The sequence below is a fragment of the Pseudoalteromonas sp. ABE4_541 genome (assembly GCF_056312285.1).
Genome location: NZ_JBSVEM010000001.1, coordinates 1 through 24,512 on the forward strand (window position 1 = coordinate 1; position 24,512 = coordinate 24,512).

Here is a 24,512-nt window from a genome sequence, read left to right on the forward strand (position 1 = left end):
TGGAAGCGTAGTGATACGTTAAGCTAACCAGTACTAATTACCCGTGAGGCTTAACCATACAACGCCAAAGTGGTTTTACGAACCAGAAGTTAGTATTACTGAAGTAGACAGTTTGAATTATCAGAATTTTTCCAGATTTTAGTTAATTGGTTCACAGAGGGTGAACGAATTGACGAACAGAATATGCTTGGTGACAATAGCGTTTTGGACCCACCTGACCCCATGCCGAACTCAGAAGTGAAACGAAACAGCGTCGATGATAGTGTGGCAGTTGCCATGTGAAAGTAGAACATCGCCAGGCACCTATTAAGAGAAAGCCCGATTCGAAAGAGTCGGGCTTTTTTGCGTTTAAGTCCCTTAGCAGCGGATAAACTAGCTCATTTCACCTTGCGCAAAGTAAACGCACTCGCTTCGCTCATAGTCGTTAATACTTAGCACTATAGCGCAAGGTGAAGTAAGCAACCTTCACTGTTGTCGAGAGACTCTCTCATTCTCTGAGCGTTTTATAAGTAGTCTCTCAGCGCTTTATAAACTGGCTCACTTCACCTTGCGTAAAAAGAGCGTTTCGCTTCGCTCAAGTCGTTAACCTTTTGTTCTAGCATCAAAGGCTAGCTGATGAGTTCAAATTCTTAGATGTTATGTGAGCCTTCTGTCGTAGCGATGTTTCGTATGCTGTTATGTGAAGGTCTATGCCAACTGACTCATTATAATAACTTGATGTAGTGTCCTACGACCTAACATACTAATATATAAGTTAAACAAAGAAAAAATTGAGCTATGAGAAAGAAATACTACAAAAATATATATCTTTAGTTGCAATTAGTGGGGTAATTGGTTTAGCCTAAATATGAATATTTTCATATCCAGACTGTGGATATGTAATTTAAATATTGAGAGTATGTAAATAGTTTGTGTTTAATGGATTAGGGACTAATGTTTGTATAGGAACTAGGGTTACACTCTCAGCTATGTGGGTAACGCCGATACTTATCGGTCGTGAGCCTTTAGTGTTGTTAAAAATTGATAAAAGGAGTAGATTGATGCGTAAGGTAATCGAAATTGATCAAGAACTTTCCCCTAAATTGTTGGAATATGTAAGAGGTGGCAGTGGTGGTGGCAATAATGGTGTTGAACCACCAAGAGAACAAAATACCACACCCGTTTGTTAACTTCAGGGGATATTTTAAGTAAAGTTGTTTTAAAAGGAACTTAAGTGAATGAAGTTTTAGTCCATATTGGATGGATATTAGTTTCAACGAAGGTCATCGTTTTGTTGTTATTCATATGGCTTGCGAATGACCCTTTCAGGTCGCTTATTTTTGGGCGGCCTAGTAAAGATGAAAATATACAATTCGAACATTCATACTTTATCTACATTTGTATGGCATTGATATTCCATTATGTAGGAACTGTCGTCGGTGATGTCATTCTTTCTCTTGAAATGGGCGTGCAGGCTAAAAGGCAAGTTTACTACATGTATTTTAGTATTCATGAAGCGCTCTTTATGGTCGCTGTGCTTCAATGGCATAATCTTAAGCGATGCGAGTTTGTTCGAATGACAACCTATGGATTTTATATTTCTTTCACAATAATGATGTTGTTTTTGTTTAGATATGTAGATCGCGTAATTTTCGATACAGATATCTTGAAAGGCATCCATAGTCCATTGATAATGTTATCTAACCTATTAATAACATTGATATTTATTTCTTACCCAGCGCTGCGACTATATCAACTAATCATGAGTAAGTTCTTTGACAAATTAAGGCAATAATATCGTTACTTACATACATTCCTTTTCAAGCGTTAGTAATACCTTTATGTGTGAAAAATAAAAATGAGCGAGGCCCACGTGTGAACCTGCTCATTGGGCTAGTAACTTGGTTGGAATTGGTTACGATGCATTGATGCCTTGTTGTACTTCAACTTCTTGGCCTGTTATTAAACGCTCGGCACCTCGAACAGCAATAGTATCGCCAATAGATAATGAACCTTCACTGACGGGTTTGATGGCGACAAACTTACCTTGACCTTTACCCACCTTAACGGGAATTTGTTCTGCTTTGTTGTCTGCATTGATCCGTACAACGTGCACGCCTTGTTTACGTAAAATGAGTGCATCACGGTTGACGAGTAGTTCGGGTTGATGGCTATTCAATGGTACAGTCACATCAACTAACTGACCCGCAGCCCAGCTATGACTACTTTGATTAGGTAATGTCGCCCTGACTTCAAATGACTGTGACCGAGGGTCGGTGGTTGGTATTACCGCAGTGATCGTTGTATCTGCTCGGTTCAACGCTCCCAGCGTGCCGGCCGAGATTGGTAAAGTCATGCCTGCTTTAATGTACTTTAAATATTTTACGGGAACGTATAAGCGGGCTTCTAGGTTATTGATATCAATTAGGCTGAGTAACTCGTCAGCTCTATTGACATCTTTTCCAGAGCGGCTGTAGCGTTCGCTGATCACACCAGCAAAAGGTGCTCGTAGGGTAGAGCGATTGAGTTTGTCAGCGATGACTTTCAATTCAATCTCAGCGAGTGAAATGTCTGATTGCGCTAAATCATGTTGTTGCTTTACTTTATCCACCTGACTTGCCGCGGCACTGCTCGTTTTTGCAAGTTGCGTAAGTCGAGCAAGCTCTTGTTTGTGAAATTGCAAATTAATCTTAGCTCGATTCAGCATTTCTTTTTGTCGAGCCTGCTCAAGTTCTAAAGGCAAGGTGTCTAAGCGAGCGAGAACTTCACCCTTGACGACGGTTTTCCCTGGTTCGGCTACATAAGTCAGTAGCCCGCCAACGCCAGCGGTTAGTTTTACATCTTGTTTTCCATACAAGGTGCCATGTACTGCGAATTCGCTTTGTAACGGCGAATTTGTAAGTTTTTCAACCGTCACTGGCGATTTTGCACGCGTTACTGGTGAGATAATGATACTCGAAGCCAGTAGTAAAGCACCAACACCGAGTGAACATGAATTGAATAGTTTTTTAGATAACAACATAGTAATTCTCTTATTGGTTGGCGACTAAGTTTAAAGCTGGTTTATCTGAATGAGGTACCTTTTCTGCACGAGGTGGCCGCTGCTTTCCAAGTTGTAATAGGCTAGGCATCAATACTAAGGTGAATATTGCACTGATTGCCATACCGCCAACAATTACAGTTGCAAGTCCCCGATATATTTCTGACCCTACGCCAGGCATCAGCATTAGCGGTAGCATACCGAACAGACTGGTTAGTGTGCTTAAATAAACTGGACGCGCGCGCATGAGCACTGCTTTATGTACAGCGGCGCTTCTAGTCATACCTTGGTTTTCACAATAGCGAGTCTGATCTACAAGCAAAATTGCATTGTTAACGACCAAGCCAAGTAAAATAATAAAGCCGATCATGGTCAGTAAATCTAATGATTGAAACGTAAATAGGTTTAGTATGAACAATGCCAATACGCCACCTGCAACGGCCAGAGGCATAACGAGTAGTACCAAGAAGCTGTCTTTAGCTGATTTAAATAGTGCAGTCATCAACAAGAACAAAATGAATAAAGCCAAGGCAAAGTTAATTGTCATTTCCTCAATTGCCGAATTCATCTTTTGTGCGTTGCCACCCAAAATAACACTTGCGTTTGCTGGAATGCTCTCACGCACTTTAGGCATAACATGTTGAGCCAACAGTGCCTGTGCTTCTTGAAGGCTCATTTTCGGTGGCGGAGTAACAACAACAGACACTGTGCGCTTGCCATTGACTCGGCGAAGTTGGGTTGGCCCAACTGTGCGCTCAAGCTGTGCAAGCTCTCCTAGTGTTTGAATACCTGCATTTGGGGTAACAAGAGGAAGTGCTTTGAGTTCTTCAGGGGTTTGCCAAGCATTCGCTCTTAGAATAACGTTCATACGCTCGTTACCGTTAAAGTACTCGTTAATAAACAATCCACCTGTAAATGCTTGCACAGCCTGTGCTACATCATTTCTGGTTAGGCCAGCTTGTGTGATCCGTCTATCATTTGGATGTAGGCGAAGCTCTGGTTCTGCCATATCGAGACTAGGTTGAGGCTGTGCTGTTGCATCTGGCATCGCTTCTTTTACTGCACTAAGCGCAGTTTTTGCTCCTGCGATCAAATCATCCATGTTTGGTCCAGTAAGATCAATGTTGATAGCTCGACCATCACCCCCATTCGACACTTGGATCATTGAACCTCGAAATAGAAAAACCTGAGTGTCGGGTAAATCTTGGAAGATCTCTTCACGGGCAACTTTCATTAATTCTTCGACTCGTTGAGGGTCATCTGAGTAAATAAAACCACCTGCATTTGCGCCAAACACATAAAAGTTGAAATCTTTAATTTTTGGCGTTTTCTCTCCAGTGTAATAGGGCATTAAGCGTTTTTTAACACGTAATGCAATTTCCTCTTCCATATAGTTGATGTTGCCACCGGGTGGTGTGTTTAAACTATAGAAAAAGCCGTCAGTGGGGGCCCTTGGCATGAAGTCAGTTTGAGGTAGCAGTGTAAGCGTTACAAGTACAGAGCCGCCAAGTAAAGACGCAATCCAAGTAAGTTGTTTAGTGCGATTATCGGTTAGCGACATCACAAACTGAGAGAGCTTAATCCAATAGGTTTTGTACGGGTCTTCGGTGTTGTCACTTTCTGGTAAATATTTGTTTGCAATGGGAATAATAGTCAGTGCACAAATTAAGGATGCGATAACCGCAATGGATAGTGTGAGTGCCAAATCAGAGAACAATTGCCCTTCAATACCCGCCATAAACATAATGGGTAAAAAGATAGCAACACTGGTCGCTGTTGAAGCAAACAAAGCACCCGCTACCTGAGTCGCGCCTTTTAATGCTGCTTTGCCATTAGCTAATCCTTCGGTTTTTAATCTGGCGATGTTTTCTTGCACAATAATTGCGGCATCTAGCACAAGCCCTACTGCAAATGCGAGACCCGCAAGTGACACTACATTCAAGCTTCGCTCGAAAACATTAAGCGCCAAAAATGCAACCATAAGTGAAACAGGGATCGTCGCTGCGATCATGAGTGTTGCTCGCATACCCCTAAAGAATAACCATAAAATCCCACAAGCCATTAATACACCAAGGCCTAGGTTACTTTTGACTAGTTGCAATGCGTTGCGAATATGTACAGAGGCATCGTAGCTTAATTCAATAGCAAGCCCTGCGTCTTTCAAAATTCCCGTGTTTAACTCATGAATTGCTTGGTTTAAGCCATCTAGTACAGCTACTGTATTTGAATCGTTGCTGCGCGAAATAGTAATGTAATAGGCAGGCTTACCATTGCGTAACGTCATAGAGCGTCTATCGGTGACGGTGTCAGCAACCGTTGCGACATCGCCCAAGTAAATAGGACGCTCACCCGAATAGCCCACCCGCATTTGTGTTAGGCTATCGACATCATATTTTCCTGTGAATCGCACGGTATACTGGCGACGCCCCACGTCGGCTAAACCACCAGACATATCGGTGGATGTTGAAATAGTGCGGCGGATTTGTCCTAAGCTAATGCCTAGTGCAGCTGCTTTGTGAGGATCAAATGTGACGCGCAACTCTCTTTGACGTTGACTATTTAGATTGACGCGAGACACGCCAGGTATTTTGGCAAGCCGAGGTTCTATAAAATCTTCAATTTGCTTTTGATAGTTTGCCATATCGAACTTTTCACTATCGAAATTGAGTGGCACCACGAGTAAACTTGCAGCTGTAGGACCTCCCGAGCCCGGTCCTCCGCCGCCACCCGCGGTTACAATAGGATCTGTTGCGTCCAATGGTAACGGTGGTGCTTGGTTTAGACTCGTTAATACATCTAGCATTGCTTGTTGCATATCGGCATCGACTGCAAAGGTCAACGAGATAAACCCATTGCCCTGATTTATTTGTGTATTGACCTCTAACGCGCCTGGCGTGTTTTTAACTGCATTTTCTAAAGGTTCAATGATCATAGATTCTATTTCTTCTGGTGCGGCCTGACGCCACCCTGAGAAAATAGTAATTTGCGGCTGCTCAATATCAGGAGTTAGCTGGATCGGCAATTTAAAAATGCTGATAGCACCAAACAGCATAATTAAAGTTAAGATCACTAATACACTCGCTGGGTTCTTAAGCGAACTTCGTGTTAGGTTCATGACAGTATCCAATGTTTACCCTTATCGCTCTAGTATTAAGCAAATCAGAATAATCCGCTAGAGCATAAAAAAACGCCTCCTTTGCAGAACGCGACAAATTCCCCAATATTTGGGATAAATTGCTGCCTAGCAACAATTTGTAACGATTTAGGATACTTTGTAATATCTTTTGAAGCAGAATTTACATAATTACGGCCTATTTGACTTTGCAACAAGGTGCTGTGTATGGAGGCCGCATGATGGCTGCCTCCGAAAGGGTTTTTAAGGTTGAATATCCACTTCGTTAAAAGTTGGATAATTTGACGGTTTGAAGCGATTAATGTTGTTTAAAAAGCGACTGTCTTTGACAGGTAGTGTTGCTGAACCGTAGTCATATTGATTGAGCTTATCGCGCAATGTTTGATTGCTAATGCCATCTCCTTGCATTTCATACCAGCTGATAATATTAGGTGTGACAAAGCGATTATAATCATTCTCTGCAACTTCATTTGTCTTAGCAAAACGCATGGCATGTGTCAGTATGCCATCTTTATGATAAACAATTTTCAAGTGGCCGTTTTCAAATGGTAATTCAGAGGCACTTTTTGTGTATAAGTCACCATGAGCGCTGTAACTACCGTGGGTTACAATGCCATCATGCGTCCAGACAGCCGCGTATTCCCAATCATGTCGATGTCCGCCGCCAAAATAAGGAAAGACTTGGTCTTTTTTGAAGTACAGCGCGTAAAAATGAGCACAAAATTGGCCTAACTCATTTTCATGACAGGCAAATCGGTGAACAGTATTTGAGGTTGTTAGGAATTGGCTGTCTCTGCAGCTGCCACCTAATGTGCCAGTTGTCTTGAGGCCAGAGTTTTGCTGACCGGTCCTACTAATCCCTGCACTTGGCAAACAGCCATCACCATCGAAGTCGAATACCGGCTCTGTGCCGTTGATAATAAAGTGAGGTGGTAGCGCTTCATCTAGCGCGGTAAAATCGTTTGCTAAAGATACGCTACAGTGGGTTGCTGTAGCAATAAGAAACATAAGTGAGTATTTTGTTGTCATGATGATGTTCTTTCATAGTTAAATTTAGAAGAGGTAGAGTAAACATCATTTGTGACTAAATTGAAATTAAAAAGTTAATTTTTGGTTTTTTGCTCTTCTTGCTTGGTGCGTCTTCTTTCAAAATCTTGGCGAACAATTTCTAGTGCGCAAAGTACATCTTCGGTAGATACTTCGTTCTGCTCTAACAAAAGAATTAAGTCTACCGCAAGTTTGACATGAGTAGGTGCATTTTCTAATGAGTTGCTCACTTCTGACCGGTTCCCTTTTTTGCCACTTGCGCCATGGCGACTTCTATTGCTGTTTCAACGCGCTTTTCCATTTGTTCTCTTTCTTGGCCCGGTAAGTAAAAAGCCATATCCACATCATTGCGAATATATCGAGCTGGCAATTGGTTAAGTACGGTACAACAAAAGTCGGCCATCACGTCATCATCGTATTTTTTATCTAAATTATGTTCAATAATTTTCTCTAGCACGATTTTTTCGTAGTAGTTATGTACATCATCATGTAGTTTCATGTTGCGCTTCCAAAGCAAGTGTTCCATATATACTTATACAATAATAGCTGGCTTATTTTGCAGAGCAATAAAAAACTGTTCATGTACATCAACAAGTTGAGCTAAATTGCGTTGGTATCCTCCGCCCATAGCTGCCATTAGAGGTATACCATTTTTAAAACAGTAATCGATGACTAATTGGTCTCTAGCAAGAACACCGTTAAGCGTTATATCGAACATGCCTAATTCGTCACCTTTGACAATATCTGCGCCAGCATTGTAAAGAATGATATCTGGTTGGTGGAGGCGACACACAAGCATGAGCGCTTGTTGTAGTGTTTCTAAATAATTTTTATCTTGGGTTTGCTTAGGGAGAGCGAAATCGTAATCAGATACGGCTTTCGTGCGAGGAAAGTTCTGTTCGCAGTGTATTGAGCAGGTAATGATATCATCTCGTGCTTGCAGCATTGTTGCTGTGCCATCTCCTTGATGCACATCACAATCAAAGATCACCACTTTATCTGCATGGCCCATTTCGATTAGCACACTGGCGGCAATTGCTAAGTCATTGAATATGCAAAACCCAGCTGCAAAGTCTTTATGGGCGTGATGGTAGCCGCCACTGATATTGACAGCGATACCATGTTTAACAGCGTATTTGGCTGCTTCTATGCTCGCACCGACTGAGTATAACGTTCTGTCAACTAAGTTTTCAGACCATGGAAAGCCCATCTTTCGTATGGCTTTTTTATCCATAAGGCCATGAACAAAGTCGTGTACATACCGCTCGTTATGACATAACAAAATAGATGCTATTGGCGCTTTATTTGGACATATAGTTGGTGGGAATACCGACTTTTCCTGGACTCTATTGTAAAGCAATTGGTATTTACCGATAGGGAATCTATGGTGTTGTGGTAATTCGAGTTGTGAATACAAAGGGTGATAAAAAATCATTAGCGGTTTTGTTGTTTTTCAACTTGCTGGATTTTTGTTTCCGTAGCGGAAATGGCTTTTCTGCATCTACCGAGGCGAGCGTGTAACGCCAATATTTCTTGATTAATTTGAGCGGCTTGCTCAGCATTTGCTTTATCCAATTGTTGTTTTCGGATCTCAATCATTTCCATCAAGCGTCGCTCAAATTCATGATTTTGAGACAGCTCTTGATATAACTCGTGTGAGCTTTGCATGATTTTTTGCACTGCTTTTTTGTATACCTTGTGCTTTTTATTAAACTGAACTTTGTTTTCTTTAGCCCACACAGGGGTGGATTTTAAAACTTTGATGATAGCTTCAATTTGGGCACCAATCTTTTGTACAGCAAAACTATACGCATGGCGTTTGTCTGATGGGGGTAAGTGTTTTATCTGTTGCTTAATTTCTTCAATATAATCGCTAAGCACAAGACTTTTTGTCGCAAAAACAGAGCGGTCAAAAAGGCTCGGTTGGGCTTGAATATAGCGATTTTTATCAAACCATTTCGCATCGTCGAATTGCTTCGCTTGTTCGCTTAGCTTTGCGACCTGTTGATGCAAACGTTCAAGCGCCTGACTCATGAAAAATAAGCCTCTACAATTAGCTTAATCGCCAACACAATGACCACTGTATTAAAAAACGGTTTGATTAACTTGTTGCCAAATTTAATTGCTGAGTGAGCACCAATCCAAGCGCCAATCATCAAAAATGCGCCCATTGATATACCAAGCAAAAAGTTCACATGACCTAGGGCTACAAAGGTAATGAGTGAGATAAAGTTAGAGACAAAGTTCATTGACCGGGCTAAGCCGCAGTTAAGCAATAAGCTCATTTTATATAGCAGGCTATTTGATGCAGTCCAAAAGGTACCTGCACCTGGTCCTGCCATGCCATCAAAAAAGCCGAGCGATAAGCCTTGTAGCCATTGTTTCGTTTTTAAGGCCGGCTCGTTTGTTGGTAATGAATGCGATTGGGTGGGACTTAACTTACCAAATAAGCTGTAACACGCGACACAAATAATGATGATAGGGAGTAATTTATTTAAAAATTCAACGCTCAAATAATCAACGATCAAAGTTCCCAGCAAAGCACCAAGGGCTGTTGCAACAATGGAAGCTGCCCAAAACGCAGGATCAAAAAGGCGCTTTCTATAGTAGGTGATGCTTGCCGTTAAAGAGCCAAAGCTCGCTGCTAGCTTATTGGTAGCCAGCGTTACATGAGGTGGTAAGCCCGCGGTAAGTAAAGCAGGGACGGTGAGCATGCCACCGCCACCGGCAATGGCATCAATAAAGCCAGCAGCAAGGGCAACTAGACAAAGTAGCCCCCATGTCATTGGATCAAGCGCAAGTTCAAACATTTAATAATCTATTTGTCGTTTAAAAGGTGGCAGTGTATCAAGCATGGCTTTGCCGTAACGTTTCGTTACTAAGCGCCTGTCTAATATAGTTATACGGCCGAGATCTGATTCTTTACGCAGCAGTCTACCACAGCTTTGTACTAATTTCTTCGCTGCATCGGGGACCGTGATTGATAAAAACGGATTACCTCCCTTACTTTGCACAAATTCAGCCTGTGCTTCTTCAATAGGGGAGGTGGGTACGGCGAAAGGAATTTTTGTAATGATTAAATTTTCAAGGTATACACCAGGTAAATCTAATCCTTCAGATAAGCTTTGCGTACCAAACAAGATGCTACCTTTACCATTATCGATGTTTTTCTTATGTTGGGTAAGCAGGCTATCGCGGGATTGCTCCCCTTGTACGAGTATCTGCCACTGTTTTTTTCTCAGTTGTTTTACGACATGGTCCATTTGCCAATAAGACGCAAATAACACCAAGTTTGCCTTTGTTTTCTCCAAATAGGCTGGCAAAATTTGCGCTAGATGATCACTAAATGCCTTATCGGTTGGGTCGATATCAGACACTGGTAAGTGTAAAGTGGCTTGCTTAGGGTAATCAAATGGCGAATTTGCTTTGATGAATTTAACCCCAGGTTCGTTAGCCAGCCCACTTTCTCTGGCAAAATGATCAAAGGTGCCTAGCGCACTTAAAGTTGCTGAGCACAATACTGCACCATCACACTCTTGCCAAAGTTTGTCTTTTAGGTAGTAACCAACCTCAATCGGGCAGTCACACAATAAATGATCATGGTGATGTTTATATTCAAGGCGCTTGATCCATCTTGCGTGTGGTGTGTGTTCACCTTTGTTTGCGTAGCTATACCAGAGCTTATGTAGCTGTTCCAAGCGATTGATATATTGTCCGCTTTCTGCCAAGAGGGGATCGGCTAAAAACGATTTTACATCACCGTCACTGACATCCAATGTAAGCGCGTCATGCATTTTATTGAGTGCACGTAAGACGTCTTGAGTGGCGTCGCTAATGTCTTTTGCCTTTGAAGTAAGTGATTCAGGCACAACTCCATGCTCAAAGCGAAATGTGTCTTCTTGGTTATAGGCAAAGTCAGCTTTATCTAGTATGTCACGGACTGCTTTTAAATCTTTAGCTGCATCATTAGCCGCATCATTGAGCTTAAAATTTTGACCAATCGCCTTTTGCGACACCATGGTTGCTGCCATTTTGCCACTGAATTTCATAAGCTTTTCTAACCACTCAATGGTGCCTTTTATTGTTGCAGCAGCGGATGAAAAGTCTCTAGTGATATGAGGTAGATGGTGAGCTTCGTCAATGACGTAAAATGTATCGCTGGGTTCAGGTAAGATCTTACCGCCACCCAATTCTAAATCTGCGAGTAATAGCGCATGATTTATCACTAAAACATCCATTTGCGCCATTTTTTGCCGCGCTAAGTGAAACGGACATAAATGGTGCGATTTCATCTGCCGCTGACAAGCATGCTTATCGCATGCTATCAAATTCCATACTTTGTCGGGGATAGTATCTGCCCAGCTATCTCGATCACCTTGCCAGCGTTTGTCTTGATATGCGCTATGCAATTCTCGTAAACACTTTTGCTCCATATCAGACAATGGTGAGGACAAGGTTGGTGTTATAGAAAGCTGCAGACTGTCTTCATTCAGTGCTGCATTGAGCTTTTGCACACATACATAACGTTGGCGCCCTTTGACTAAATCAAATTTAAAATCAAAGCCGCAATGGGTTTTAAAAAATGGCAATTCTTTATTAATTAACTGTTCTTGCAGCGCGACTGTAGCAGTTGAAATTACTAGCTTTTTCTTTTTAGCAAGCGCGGTAGGTAACGCACTTAGGCAGTACGCTAAAGATTTACCTGTTCCAGTACCAGCTTCAATAACGCATATTTTCTGCGTTTTGTGATATTCCCCTGCAAGGGTTTTTGCTATTTCGGCAACGAGATAGTTTTGACTGCTGCGATGGCGATAGCCGTCTAGGCTTTCAGCGATATTTTGATGGGTTTGCCGAATTGTTTTTTTGAGCGCGTCTGAAAGCATGCGGTTCGCCTAATAGATTCTTATATGTATATAATTACAGTACCGATGGCTATTTTAGATGGGTAAGCATTTTGGCACAAGCTGTGTATGAGGGCTTTATCTTATCCCGACAACAAACCAACGTCCAAGGACGTATGCAATTATGTTATTGGCTAAGTACCAACAAAGGAGCAGTAAAAGCGCTCGTTGAAGGGGAGCGACCGGTGTTTTTTGTTCGCACGAGTGAGTTGGAAAAAGTACAGGTACTTTTGGCTGGCGCACCCTGTGAGTATAAGACACTTGAAATGAAACACTTTGATAATAGCCCAATGACGGCTTGCTACTTTAAAAATGGGCAAGCATATCATCAAGCAAAATTGGCTTTGCAACATCAAATTCGAGTGTATGAAGACGATATTCGTCATTGTGACCGTTTCCTAATGGAGCGCTTTGTTCGTGGAGCTACGTGGGTAAAAGGTGATGAAGTTCGTCGCGATGGTTACATCGAGTTAAGCAATGCCCAACTGAAAGCAAATCGTCATTACACGCCGCATTTGACAGTACTGTCTTTGGACATCGAGTGTGATGCAAGTGGGGTCTTGTTTTCCGTTGGGCTTGTGAGTGAGCAGCAGTCGCACGTTATTATGATAGGTGAGCCTGTTACTGATGCGCCAAACTATATTGTTTGGGTTGAGGATGAGAGTGCATTATTACGAACTTTGATGGAAAAGGTTCAGCAATTTAACCCCGATGCGATTATTGGTTGGAACATCATTGAGTTCGACTTTGTCATTTTAGCTGAACGTGCTGAAGCTTTGGGCATTGAACTTGTCTTAGGCAAAGATCAGCAACCGCTTCATATGTACAAAGGCAATTATGTTCATATCTTGATAAGTGGCCGTGTGGTTATCGATGGTATCGATACGTTAAAAAATGCAACTTACCATTTTGATAGTTTCAGTCTAGCGCGTGTTTCAGAGCTGGTACTGGGTGAAACCAAGCTCATTGAACAAGATGACCGGCTAACGGAAATAGTCCGGCAGTTTCATGAAGATAAACTGACCTTAGCTGCTTATAACCTAAAAGATTGTGAGTTGGTACTCGCCATTTTTAATAAATTAAAGCTGATTGATTTTGCGATTGCCCGCAGTCGCTTAACTGGCTTGGAGCTTGAGAAAATGGGCGGCTCAGTAGCAGCGTTTACAAATTTATATCTTCCGCTGTTGCATCGTAGCGGTTATGTGGCGCCAAACTTGGCAGAGCATGGGTTTGATTTTGACAGCCCTGGTGGTTATGTCATGGATTCAAAACCGGGCCTATATAGAAATGTGGTCGTACTTGATTTTAAAAGCCTTTATCCATCTATTATTCGAACGTTTCGCATTGACCCATTAGGCTTAATTAAAGGGCTTGTATCACCCGATGAAGCAATCAAAGGCTTTAATAAAGGTTTTTTCTCTCGTGATGAACACCACCTACCCGAGTTAGTTGGTGAATTGGCGCAAGCACGGCAGCAGGCCAAGGTTTTGGGAGATCAGATGTTATCACAAGCGATCAAAATCATTATGAATAGTTTGTATGGCGTCCTAGGCTCAAAAGGATGTCGCTTTTATGACCCTAGACTTTCTAGTTCTATCACCTTACGTGGACATCAAATCATGCAGCAATCAAAACAGCTTATTGAGTCGTTAGGGCATGAAGTTATTTACGGAGATACGGACTCTACCTTTGTAAAACTTCCCGATGATTGGGATGAGAAACAATGTACGCGAACAGCAAATGAACTAGTGAATAAAGTTAATGAATTTTGGCAAGTGTGGTGCGGCGAAAAATATGACATCAGTAGTTATTTGGAGCTTGAATTTGAAACACTCTATCACCGTTTTTTTATGCCAACGATTCGAGGTCAAAGTGTAGGTTCAAAAAAACGCTATGTGGGCGAAACATTTGTTAACGGGGCAGCTCAGCTGGTGTTTAAAGGGATGGAAAGTGTGCGCAGCGACTGGACTGATATCGCTAAAGAATATCAACAAGATGTTATTAAAGCGATGTTTGCTGGGCAAGAATTATACAGCCTTACTAAAAGGTATATCGATAGAGTTTATTCAGGAGAAGTGGATGGTTTGTTGCTGTATTCGAAACGACTGGGTAAGGACATAGAAAATTATACAAAAAATATCCCGCCTCACGTCAAAGCTGCCAAGCATGCGTCGAAGAATAATGACGGTAAAAAGTATCGTAAAGGTAGTAAAATTAGGTACTACATAACCAAATCAGGCCCGCGTACATCGTTAGGTGGTGAGGAAATAGATTATGAACATTATGTTGACAAGCAAATATATCCGATCCTAATGATGATGCCTAATTACGAATCTGTGCTTTTTAAGTTAAAAAAACAAAGAGGTTTTTTGTTCTAAGATCATAATATCGTTTATTATTTGTATATAAAAAGTTGTACCTTGTTGGGGTAATTGACATAAATAAAACAATTTGCGGTTGACGCTTACGTCAATGCTTGTTTAATATTCACGGTAATTGTTGCGCGCTAGCAACTTTTCATAAGGGTTTAACCCATAAAAATTACAAGCTACTAACAAGTAGTCCAGGGAGATACAAATGTTAAATAATAAAGTTTCGAAAGCGGTACGCTTAGCTATCGCTTTTGGAGCAGCATCGACTGCTGCTTTCTCAGCTAATACATTCGCAGCAGAAGAAGGTGCTGAAGAAATCGAACGCGTTCAGGTTACTGGCTCACGCATCAAACGTACAGACCTTGAAACAACGGTTCCAATCACGACAATCGGTCGTGCTGACATCGAAGCTATCGGCGCACTAAACGTAGCTGACGTACTAAACCAGAGCCCAGTATCAATCGCGGGCGCTGACCAATCAAACAGCTCTTTCTCAAACTCAGGTGTTGGTCTAAACACGACTTCACTGCGTAACTTAGGTGAATCTCGTACACTTGTACTTGTAAACGGTCGTCGTTTCGTTTCTGGTCGTGCGCCTTCTTCAGGTTATGCGGTTGACTTGAACTCAATCCCAACAGCGATGATCGAGCGTATCGATATCCTTAAAAGCGCTTCATCAGCGATCTACGGTTCTGATGCGGTTGCAGGTGTAGTAAACATCATCTTACGTGAAGGTTTTGAAGGTGTTGAAGTAAATGCGCAAACTGGTATCTCAGGTGAGTCTGACCGTGAGAAGTACTCACTAAACATCACTGGTGGTAAGTCTTGGAACGATGGTAGCGTAACTGTTGCTTTAGGCTTCGATGATGATAAAGGTTTGAAATCATCTGACCGTGAATTCTCTAAGCTTGACCAAGCTATTTTGCTTAGACAAGATGCAGATGGTAATTTATTAAAAGACGAGAATGGCAACAACATCGAATACGTTGGTGAGATCTTCTCTTCTTACCCACCTCAAGGCCGTATCGGTGGTTTTAACTCAGATGGTACACCTTTCAGCTCAGATACAACTGACCGCTTCAACCGTGCGTCTTACCGTCAGCTAGTTACGCCAATTGAGCGTAAGTACATGGCGTTTAACTTCAAGCAATATGTAGCTGAAGACGTTCAGTTTTTTACAGAAGCGAACTGGAACTCATCAAAAACTAACAATTCAACGATTGAACCAACTCCATTCACGACTGATGACGTGTTCCTTCCAGAACGTGGTGGTTTAGGTGGTATTAAACTTGGTAACCCAATGGTACCACAGGGCTTACGTGATGCGCTTTTAGCTCAAAACCCGGACCTTACTTTAGAGGACAATATTCCTACGATGGTTCGTCGTATGGTTGAGTTCGGTGCGCGTTCTACAGACTTAGAGCGTGACACAGTACGTATCGCATCTGGTATCGACTGGGAAATCAATGATACTTGGGCTCTAAATGCTTATGTTTCTTGGGGTAAAACTGACCAGCGCCAACAAAACGGTGGTCAAGTGAACGTTGAGCGTGCAGCACAAGCTTTTGACGTAGTAATTAACCCTGAAACAGGTGCACTTCAGTGTCGTGACGACCTTGCTCGTTTACGTGGTTGTGTACCATTAAACCTATTTGGTGCGGGTTCTATTTCAGCTGAAGCGGTAGATTACGTAAAAGTGCCAGCTAAGGTACTAGGTCAAGTTGAGCAGTTAATCACTTCTGCATCATTAGTAGGTCAATTACCAATTGAACTACCTGGTGGTAACATTGGCGTGGCATTCGGTGTTGAACACCGTTTAGAAAAAGGTATGTACTTACCTGGTGACTTAGCACAAACTGGTGCTTCAAGTACTAACCGTTCACTACCTACTGACGGTAGCTTCACTTCTGACGACGTATACGCGGAAGCAATTTTACCAGTCCTAGATAACCTAGAGCTTGATTTAGCAGTGCGTTACAGCGATCACGAAATCGTAGGTGGCCAAACAACATGGAATGCTGGTATTCAGTATTCACCACTTGACAGCTTAAAACTACGTGCATCTGCTGCAACAGCTATTCGTACACCTAACATCGCTGACTTGTTCGGTGGTCGTGGTGAAACATTTAGCGGTGTAGCGGATCCTTGTGATGGCATTACAGCGACTTCTACAGGTAACGTAGCTGCAAACTGTCTATCAATCGCTGAAATTAGTGCTCGTGTTCAAGATCAAGGTGCATTCAACCTAACTCAAATTGAAAAGCAAAGCACAGGTGGTTTCATCGGTGGTAACGCGGACGTTAAAGAAGAGACGGCTGATACGTTAAGCTTAGGTGTTATCTGGCAGGCAACTGAAGAACTTTCTTTCACAATTGACTACTATGACATCAGTGTTGAAGATGCAATTACAACAACGAGCCGTACTACCGTTCTAAATCGTTGTTTCGACGTAGCACCAGGTTCATTTGATGCAACATGTGGTGGCGCAGCTCGTCGTGACCAAAATGGTGCATTAACAGGTGTTGATTCAGGTACCAGTAACGAAAACAACCTTGATACAAGCGGTTACGATATCGAAATTAACTACAAAACTGAAACAAGCTACGGTGAGTTCGGTGCTCAGTTAGTATGGAACCACATCAAAGAGTTTAACGAAACTGGTATCCTAAGCGGTGACGTTGTAGAGAAAAAAGGTGAAGTATTTACACCTGACAATCGTGCTAACTTAAACCTTACTTACGGCCTAGACGATTTGAATGTGTCATGGCGTATGCGCTACTGGGAAAGCTCTTACGACAGCTTGAATGAAGAAAACTTCAACTTTACTACTGGTGAAGCGTTAACAACATTCAACCGTTTCCCTTCAGTGGTTTACCACGATCTATCAGCTAACTATAACGTTTCTGATGATACACAAGTAAGCTTCACTGTTCGTAACCTAATGGACAAGCAGCCTCCAGTTGCTAACCAGAGTTCGGCAAATGGTGGTACTGGTATTAACACTGTATCAGAAGCATTTGACGTAACAGGCCGTTACTTCCAGTTAAGCTTAACAACGAAGTTCTAATTTAAAGTTAAGAACGAGTCAATATTGTAAGGCTCTATCGTAAGGTAGAGCCTTTTCTGTTAAAAATTTTAATTTTTTTATTGTTGCCTTTTTTGTTTGGTGTTTTGTTCCTGTTTACGGATCATTTCTTTTTTCTTCATCTTTCTTTTTCAAATAAATTTCCCTCTACGTTGTTTTGATTGACTTTCCTTGCTTTTTCTAGTGTTTTTATTGTTGTGATAATCGGGATTGTTTGGTGTCGATTTTATCTTTTTGATGTTTCGGTGGTATTGACCTGCTGTTAAATCGAAGCTTAGTATACTTCGCTGTATCTATATAGGAACTCATAGAAGTCGGTTAGATACAAACAATAAAATTATAAAAATCAAAACGCTGTTTTTGATTCAGGGAGATAAACCACATGTTAAATTCAAAAGTTTCTAAAGCGGTGCGCCTAGCCATCGCATTTGGAGCAGCATCTACGGCAGCTTTCACTGCAAATGTTTCAGCGGCTGAAGAAGGTGCTGATAAGGTAGAAAGAATCTCAGTTACAGGTTCACGTATCAAAAGAACTGACCTAGAGACAGCTGTACCAATTACGACTATTGGCAAAGCTGAAATTGGTGAAACTGGTGTACTAAATATTCAAGATATTCTTTCAAAATCTCCAGTTGCATTGACAGGTTCAGACCAGTCTACGAGTGCATTTACAACAACAACAGTAGGCTTGAATACGACTGAACTTCGTGGTTTGGGTGAAGAGCGTACACTTGTACTTGTTAACGGTCGCCGTTTTGTTTCGGGTACAATTCCTTCAGCTGGTTATGGTGTTGACCTTAACGCAATCCCTGCAAAATTAATCGAAAGAATTGATATTCTTAAAAGCGCTTCATCGGCTATCTATGGTTCTGACGCAGTAGCTGGTGTTGTAAACATCATTCTTCGTAACGATATTGAAGGTCTAGAAGTATCAGGTCAAACAGGTATTAGTGACGAAAGTGACCGTGAGAAGCATAGTATTAACTTAACTGGCGGTAAATCTTGGAATGGCGGTAACGCTTGGATTTCTGTTGGTTTTGACAAAGATAATGGTATCAAGTCGACTGATCGCGAATTTTCAGCGATCGATGCGTGGGCGACCGATGACGGCATTATCTACCTAGGCTCAAGTTACCCACCAGGTGCTCGTATTACTCACGAAGGTAAAGACGACGAAGGTAACAAAGTAACGAATGCTTTCAATGGTGACGGTTCAGACTTTGTTGGTGGTTTAGATGATTTAAACAACAACCGCTTTAACCGTGCTGCATACAGACAGTTGATCACTCCACTTGAGCGTAAATATGTTTCAGGTAGCTTGAATTTAGAAATTTCTGATAGCGTAACTATGTTCTCTGAATTCCAGTGGAACAATGCGAGCACGCAAGGTTCGACAATCGAGCCGTATGCACTTAAAGTGAATGACGCAATCTGGGCTAATGACCTAGGAAGTACATCAGGAATGAGCATTGACTCTCCACTTATCCCTGAGAAACTACGTAATAATCTTCAGGCATTAGGCGTAACTGATTTAAATCAGACAGAGTTTGTACGTCGTATGGTTGAATTTGGTCCGCGTGATACTAGTCTTGAGCGTGATACCACTCGTGTCGCAGTTGGTTTTGACTGGGATATCGATGGCAATTGGGTATTAAGCACCTATGGAACATACGGTCAAACGACTCAAACACAACAAAATGGTGGCCAAATTAACGTAGATCGTGCTGCTCAAGCTCTAAATGTTGAGTATGGCGAAGACGGTCAATTACGTTGTGTTGATGAATTATCACGCATTAGAGGCTGTGTACCGTTAAATCTATTTGGCGCGGGTACAATCACTGATGCTGCAGTTGATTACATTCGTTCTCCAGCAAAAGTATACGGTAAAGTAGAGCAGTCAGTTATTTCTAGTACTTTAGCTGGTGAATTACCACTCGAACTTAGCGGTGGTAACATTGGCTTTGCAGGTGGTGTTGAATACCGCTATGAAAGCGGTGTCGCTCAACCGGGTGACCTAGCTCAAACTGGTGCATCATCAACAAACAAAGCAGAAGCTACAAACGGTAGTTTCTCGACAGCTGATGTTTACGTTGAAGCGAGTCTACCTGTATTAGATAACCTACGTGTAGATTTGGCTGCGCGTCAAAGTGACCACTCTGTAACAGGTAACGCATTTACTTACAACGTTGGTGCCGAGTATCGCCCATTTGAAACACTAATGGTTCGAGCGTCATATGCAACAGCGGTACGTACACCAAACATTGCAGACCTTTATGGTGGTCGAGGTGAAACGTTTGCTGGTGTTACTGACCCTTGTAATAACCTAAAACTTGATGGTTCTGATGGTAAATCAGCCACTGTACGAGCAAATTGTTTGAAAGACCCTGCGGTAGCGGCTCGTCTTCAAGAGCAAGGTGAGTTTGTACTGACTTTACTTGAGCGTCAGACAACAGGCGGTTTCCAAGGCGGTAACCCTGAAGTTAAAGAAGAAACAGCTGAGACGATGAGCTTAGGCTTTGTATGGCAAGCAACGGATGAACTTTCGTTGACTGTGGATTATTTCGATATTGAAATCGAAGATGCTATCTCTATGATCTCGCGTACAACCGTACTAGAGCGTTGTTATGACGATGCTAATATGGTTGCAGGTTGTAATGGCCGTTATCTACGTGATGGTAAAGGTGCGCTTGTTGAAGCTAATACGGGTACATCTAATGAAGACCGTATCAAAACATCTGGTTTCGACGCTGATATTAACTACAAAGTTGAAACTGGCTACGGTATTTTCGGCGCTCAGCTTATTTACACTTACACTAAAGAATTCACTTCTACTAGCCAGTTAAACGGCAATGTGACTGATTCTTTGGGTGAAATTGAAACGCCAAAGAACAAAGCAAACATCAACTTAACTTATGAACTAGATGATTTGAACGTTCGTTGGAAGCTTCGTCATTGGGATTCGGTTGTTGATGATAACTCTGAAGAGCCATCTCTGCCATTATCATTTAACTCAATTGGTTCAGTAACTTATCACGATATTTCAGCTGGTTATAGTTTTGGTAACAATACCAAAGTTGTATTTGGTGTGAATAACGCATTTGATAAGAAGCCACCAATTCTACCTCAGAACTCTGTATACGGTTCAACAGGTATCAATACCAATACGCGTGCATATGATGTACAAGGTCGCGCTTATTATTTGAACTTTGAAACAAAGTTTTAATTGACTAAAGCTCAAGTTTGAAAAAAAGGCTACTCTTGTGAGTAGCCTTTTTATTATACGTTCCTTGCTAAAGTTAGTTGGCTAGAACCTATAACTCAAACCAACGGCTAAAGCTGTCACATCTAAGTCACCCATATCCATATATTGGAAACCGGCATTAAATGCCATGCCATTATCCCAATCATATTGCCAACCTGCTTCGGCAAATAGTCCTATACCGTCTTTGTCGACCAATACATTACTGTGACGAGATATTTCGTATTCATAAAACTGCCCGCCTAGCTTGCCATAAAAGTGACTATTTTCTGTGACTGGATAGTACCCTTTAGCTGCAACAACGAAGTTGCTATATTCGACTTTGTTCGCATTTAAATTGAAAAGTAACGCGTCATTGCGATCACATACAAATTTGTTTTTATTGATATCTTTACAATCCCAGTCATCAACTTCCTCTCCACCGTTTATGCCTACTTCTAACGCCCAAGTTGGGTCAAACTGATAGTTGTAGTAGAGATAAAGGGAGCCAACACCATCTCCATCTTGACTAGAGCTTTTGTAAGAAGCACTGCCACCCTGTAATTGAGCACCAACTCTATGTGTATCAAAAGATTCAGCGTTGCTTGCAAAACTGGCTACAGTCATGAGTACCATTGATATAAGTGAGCGCGTTTTCATAATAACAATTCCTATTTGATTAACTTGACGACAAGTTTAGGGCGCTTCAATGTGAGAGTCTGTGTGGCGTTTGTGAGGGGCTGTAATGAGAATGTCAGAAAATGTAAGTAGCTGTTGGTATGTATGAGGCAAAAGGTGTGGTGATGCCGTTTGTTAATTATGACTCAATAGCAGTTTGAGCATATCAAAGTGGATTGATTTACAAGCACTAAGACAAGGTAAAAAATAAACTAAATATTGCGCACAATTGCGTTGACTTGCTGGCTATATTTGGTACAAATAAAAGTAATTCATCTATTGAGTATTCTGTTTTTAATGAACACGCTAAATCGCAACGTCAATAATAACACATGGCAACTTTCGGTTGTCCTGCGTTGTTGCATGCGCTGCGGTTAATTACTTATCTAACCGCGATGATAAAAGCGGTTAGCCTCTCCAAATTCCCACTTTTATCGTCTATTTTGCAAGGATAAAGGGTATGCCTGTACAAGTATCGTACTTGTTTGTAATTTTGGTTTGGTCTACGACGCCGCTTGGGATCGTGTGGAGTAGCGCGACTATGTCGCCTACCGTGAGCGTATTGTTGCGGATGACAATTGCGCTTTTACTGGCAGGGTTAGTTGTTGCTGTGACAAATATCAGAGTCCCGTGGCATCGCCGTGCTTGCACATTATACCTATATTCAGCGCTGGGAATATTAGGTGGCATGTTAATGAGTTATTTGGCGGCAAGAACGGTGCCTTCCGGGGTTATTTCGCTGATCTTTGGTTTAGCTCCCATTTTGTCTGGGTTACTCGCGCAGAAGCTGCTAGGAGAAGCAAAATTTTCAGTCATTAAAGTCATATCACTTTGTGCAGCATTGGTTGGTCTGTATTTGATTTGTGCGTCGCAAATACAGCAGTTACAACTCGCTCCAATTGGCTTAGTGTATGTTTTTTTAGCTGTATGCAGTTTTAGCTTGAGTGGTGTGATGATCAAACGTGTAAAAATAGCGATTCACCCCATGGCAACGACTTTTGGGGCGCTGCTCTTTGTTACCCCAATGTTTGCGCTCGTTTGGTGGGCTTTTGACGGTACATTTGCCATAGAAAAATGGCAAGCGAAATCCTTATGGGCGACAGTATATTTGGGCGTTGTCGGCTCGTTACTTGGTTTCTTGGCCTATTTTCATGTATTACAAAAGTTGCCAGCAAGCACTGTAGCACTGACTACATTGATAACGCCAGGGTTTGCCGTTGCCCTTGGTGTTTTCCTTAACGGTGAGGTATTAACACATACCTTACTATTAGGTGCGATGATTATTATATTGAGCCTTGGCCTATTCCAATTTGGCGATAATGTAAAATGGGTAAAATCCAAAAGTAAGCCTCTAGGAAGCAATGACTGATGAACACACTTTATATAACGGGAGCGGGTGTAAGTGCACAAAGTGGCATTCCGACATTTCGTGGAGAAGATGGTTACTGGACCATAGGTAGTCGTAATTATACACCGCAACAAATGGCAACCAGAGCGATGTATCAAGACAATCCAGCAGAGTTTCTTTGCTGGTACTATCACCGTTTTGTGACATACAGAAACCATGGCCCGAATGAAGTCCATTACTGGTTAGCTGACAAATCGCTTATTACCCAAAACATTGATGGTTTGGATGGCAAAGCAGGCAATCGTGATTACATTTCTATTCATGGCAGAATAGACCAAGTGACTCTATTTCATGAGCAAGGTCAAAGTGTTGATCGAGTTAATGCGCCTTGGGATAAAATCGATGAAAGTCATTTAGCAGAATCACTATTGGACGCTTTTAAAATACCGCGTTCGGGCCCTCAGTTAAATCGGTCACTAAAACCCTATGTATTGCTTTTTGACGAATTTTATACTGAGTTGTATCAAATAAGCCGAGCGCAGAACATGATGATACAAGCCGAAAAAATAGTATTTATGGGCACATCATTCAGTGTGAATATTACCCAAATGGCACTTGAAATTGCGCAATATAATCAGATTGACATTGAGGTGGTTGACCCGAAGCCGACGCATATTCTTTATGATAAAGTGCGCTATCATGCGATGACGGCGCTAGATTACATTCGAGCGTAGGGCTTATTGCATCTTTTTGTGTTTTTGCAGCAGCCGATTTGGGATATTGAAAGCCTTTGCTTTGAACAAAGATCAGCCCCCCAAAGATCAATATGCCCTAGCCAAGTAATGCCAAAACATCTTGGCGCGAGCATTGAAACGCCGCGCTGATGAGTAAAATTCGATGACTATTTATGTCAAAGTGCTCAAAACTTGGGTTGCTCTTCAAGTGATTGCAAATGAGCATTAAGGTATCTGCTTGGGCACTCACTTGCTTAAGTTGTGCTTCTAATAGTGCCAGTGCTGCGGTTAATTCATGGTCTGGTAAAGGCTTTTCGCAAGTGTTAAAGGCGAGGTAGCATTCCATAGGAAGGAGCTTTTGCTCATTTTTGCATGCTAACGCTTTGGCTAAAGAATCATTGCGTTCAAACAGCAGTAGCGAACGTATATAATTGAATGGCGGTTGCACATTATGTTGTTGCTTGAATAAGCCATGTAATAATGTGTTTCCTTGCGCATTTTGCAAACAAAACCCTTCGCTGGCAGTTAATGCTGGCGTAAAAAAAGTGAGCTTTTCAATCGTGTTGATCGCTGCAATAAGTGGCTCTGGCATCGGTTTTTTTTCTAATAATGCGCAGGTTAAGTCTTGCAATACTTGATAGCTTTGCTCATTGGCACAGGCTTGTTGATATAAGTATTTTAGTTGGCCTATGTTTTCATTGGTGCTGCACTTTAAGTAAAAGTTACTCAAAGCGCCCATATCTTTGTGACGTAAAAGCTCGACAAATTGAGTCAGTGATTTTTGATTATCCATTTTATTCCATCAGCGAAATATGCTGGGTTAAGTTTAGAATAAATTGGTTAAAAAAGGGAAACTTATCCCTGATTAGTGGGTTCGCGCGTCAGTGCAAATAACAAAGCCACACCCTTCAAGTAATTTGAACCATTGAGCGACATTAGCAGCGCTAAGATATTTTG

The 24,512-nt window shown here is 41.8% G+C and carries 17 protein-coding genes and 1 rRNA gene; 7 read left to right on the plus strand and 11 right to left on the minus strand.

Annotated features, from left to right (window positions below):
* The first annotated feature begins 186 nt into the window (after nucleotides 1–186).
* Nucleotides 187–301 (plus strand): 5S ribosomal RNA (gene rrf / locus ACW689_RS00005).
* A gap of 739 nt (nucleotides 302–1,040) precedes the next feature.
* Nucleotides 1,041–1,169 carry a hypothetical protein gene (locus ACW689_RS00010; RefSeq protein WP_476287327.1) on the plus strand — a complete coding sequence of 43 codons (129 nt, stop codon included), beginning with the start codon at nucleotides 1,041–1,043 and terminating at the stop codon, nucleotides 1,167–1,169.
* Between the two features lie 725 nt (nucleotides 1,170–1,894).
* Here ACW689_RS00010 and ACW689_RS00015 read toward each other — a convergent pair.
* From ACW689_RS00015 to dinG, 9 genes are all read right to left on the minus strand, one after another.
* On the minus strand, nucleotides 1,895–3,001 hold the full coding sequence (locus ACW689_RS00015; protein ID WP_476287329.1) for an efflux RND transporter periplasmic adaptor subunit: 1,107 nt from the start codon (nucleotides 2,999–3,001) through the stop codon (nucleotides 1,895–1,897).
* Between the two features lie 10 nt (nucleotides 3,002–3,011).
* The gene (locus ACW689_RS00020; protein WP_476287331.1) at nucleotides 3,012–6,134 is read right to left on the minus strand and encodes an efflux RND transporter permease subunit; all 3,123 of its coding nucleotides are present in this window, start codon (nucleotides 6,132–6,134) and stop codon (nucleotides 3,012–3,014) included.
* A gap of 261 nt (nucleotides 6,135–6,395) precedes the next feature.
* Nucleotides 6,396–7,181 carry an NPP1 family protein gene (locus tag ACW689_RS00025; RefSeq protein WP_476287333.1) on the minus strand — a complete coding sequence of 262 codons (786 nt, stop codon included), beginning with the start codon at nucleotides 7,179–7,181 and terminating at the stop codon, nucleotides 6,396–6,398.
* Nucleotides 7,182–7,255: 74 nt separating this feature from the next.
* Nucleotides 7,256–7,429, minus strand: a complete 174-nt coding sequence (locus ACW689_RS00030) for a YbaM family protein (RefSeq protein ID WP_476287335.1) — start codon at nucleotides 7,427–7,429, stop codon at nucleotides 7,256–7,258.
* Nucleotides 7,426–7,698, minus strand: coding sequence for a late competence development ComFB family protein (locus tag ACW689_RS00035; RefSeq protein WP_476287337.1), 273 nt, complete (start codon nucleotides 7,696–7,698; stop codon nucleotides 7,426–7,428). The genes ACW689_RS00030 and ACW689_RS00035 overlap by 4 nt, the downstream gene beginning before the upstream one ends.
* A 33-nt stretch (nucleotides 7,699–7,731) precedes the next feature.
* Complete coding sequence (locus ACW689_RS00040; RefSeq protein ID WP_476287339.1) at nucleotides 7,732–8,634, minus strand: histone deacetylase family protein; 903 nt, start codon at nucleotides 8,632–8,634, stop codon at nucleotides 7,732–7,734.
* Nucleotides 8,634–9,233 (minus strand): primosomal replication protein, encoded by a 600-nt coding sequence (locus ACW689_RS00045; RefSeq protein ID WP_476287340.1) that lies wholly within the window; start codon nucleotides 9,231–9,233, stop codon nucleotides 8,634–8,636. The genes ACW689_RS00040 and ACW689_RS00045 overlap by 1 nt, the downstream gene beginning before the upstream one ends.
* Nucleotides 9,230–10,009 carry a TSUP family transporter gene (locus tag ACW689_RS00050; protein WP_476287342.1) on the minus strand — a complete coding sequence of 260 codons (780 nt, stop codon included), beginning with the start codon at nucleotides 10,007–10,009 and terminating at the stop codon, nucleotides 9,230–9,232. The genes ACW689_RS00045 and ACW689_RS00050 overlap by 4 nt, the downstream gene beginning before the upstream one ends.
* Entirely contained in the window at nucleotides 10,010–12,082 is a 2,073-nt protein-coding gene (gene dinG / locus ACW689_RS00055; RefSeq protein WP_476287344.1) for an ATP-dependent DNA helicase DinG, read from the minus strand. It lies immediately after the preceding gene.
* 71 nt (nucleotides 12,083–12,153) lie between these two features.
* Between dinG and ACW689_RS00060 the strand changes: the two genes are divergently transcribed.
* The 3 genes from ACW689_RS00060 to ACW689_RS00070 all read left to right on the plus strand — a co-directional run bounded on the left by ACW689_RS00060 (nucleotide 12,154) and on the right by ACW689_RS00070 (nucleotide 20,780).
* On the plus strand, nucleotides 12,154–14,478 hold the full coding sequence (locus ACW689_RS00060; RefSeq protein WP_476287346.1) for a DNA polymerase II: 2,325 nt from the start codon (nucleotides 12,154–12,156) through the stop codon (nucleotides 14,476–14,478).
* Nucleotides 14,479–14,677: 199 nt separating this feature from the next.
* Nucleotides 14,678–17,539, plus strand: a complete 2,862-nt coding sequence (locus ACW689_RS00065; protein WP_476287348.1) for a TonB-dependent receptor domain-containing protein — start codon at nucleotides 14,678–14,680, stop codon at nucleotides 17,537–17,539.
* A 400-nt stretch (nucleotides 17,540–17,939) separates the two neighbouring features.
* Nucleotides 17,940–20,780, plus strand: coding sequence for a TonB-dependent receptor domain-containing protein (locus ACW689_RS00070; RefSeq protein ID WP_476287350.1), 2,841 nt, complete (start codon nucleotides 17,940–17,942; stop codon nucleotides 20,778–20,780).
* An 81-nt stretch (nucleotides 20,781–20,861) separates the two neighbouring features.
* Here ACW689_RS00070 and ACW689_RS00075 read toward each other — a convergent pair whose 3' ends face one another.
* Nucleotides 20,862–21,455, minus strand: coding sequence for an outer membrane beta-barrel protein (locus tag ACW689_RS00075; protein ID WP_476287352.1), 594 nt, complete (start codon nucleotides 21,453–21,455; stop codon nucleotides 20,862–20,864).
* A 478-nt stretch (nucleotides 21,456–21,933) separates the two neighbouring features.
* Here ACW689_RS00075 and ACW689_RS00080 point away from each other — a divergent pair, with 478 nt between their 5' ends.
* Nucleotides 21,934–22,842: a DMT family transporter gene (locus tag ACW689_RS00080; RefSeq protein ID WP_476287354.1), complete on the plus strand. Its 909-nt coding sequence runs from the start codon at nucleotides 21,934–21,936 to the stop codon at nucleotides 22,840–22,842.
* Nucleotides 22,842–23,555, plus strand: a complete 714-nt coding sequence (locus tag ACW689_RS00085) for an SIR2 family NAD-dependent protein deacylase (protein WP_476287356.1) — start codon at nucleotides 22,842–22,844, stop codon at nucleotides 23,553–23,555. Before ACW689_RS00080 ends, ACW689_RS00085 begins: the two co-directional genes overlap by 1 nt.
* A gap of 97 nt (nucleotides 23,556–23,652) precedes the next feature.
* Here ACW689_RS00085 and ACW689_RS00090 read toward each other — a convergent pair whose 3' ends face one another.
* Nucleotides 23,653–24,348, minus strand: a complete 696-nt coding sequence (locus ACW689_RS00090; RefSeq protein ID WP_476287358.1) for a hypothetical protein — start codon at nucleotides 24,346–24,348, stop codon at nucleotides 23,653–23,655.
* Nucleotides 24,349–24,512: the final 164 nt, after the last annotated feature.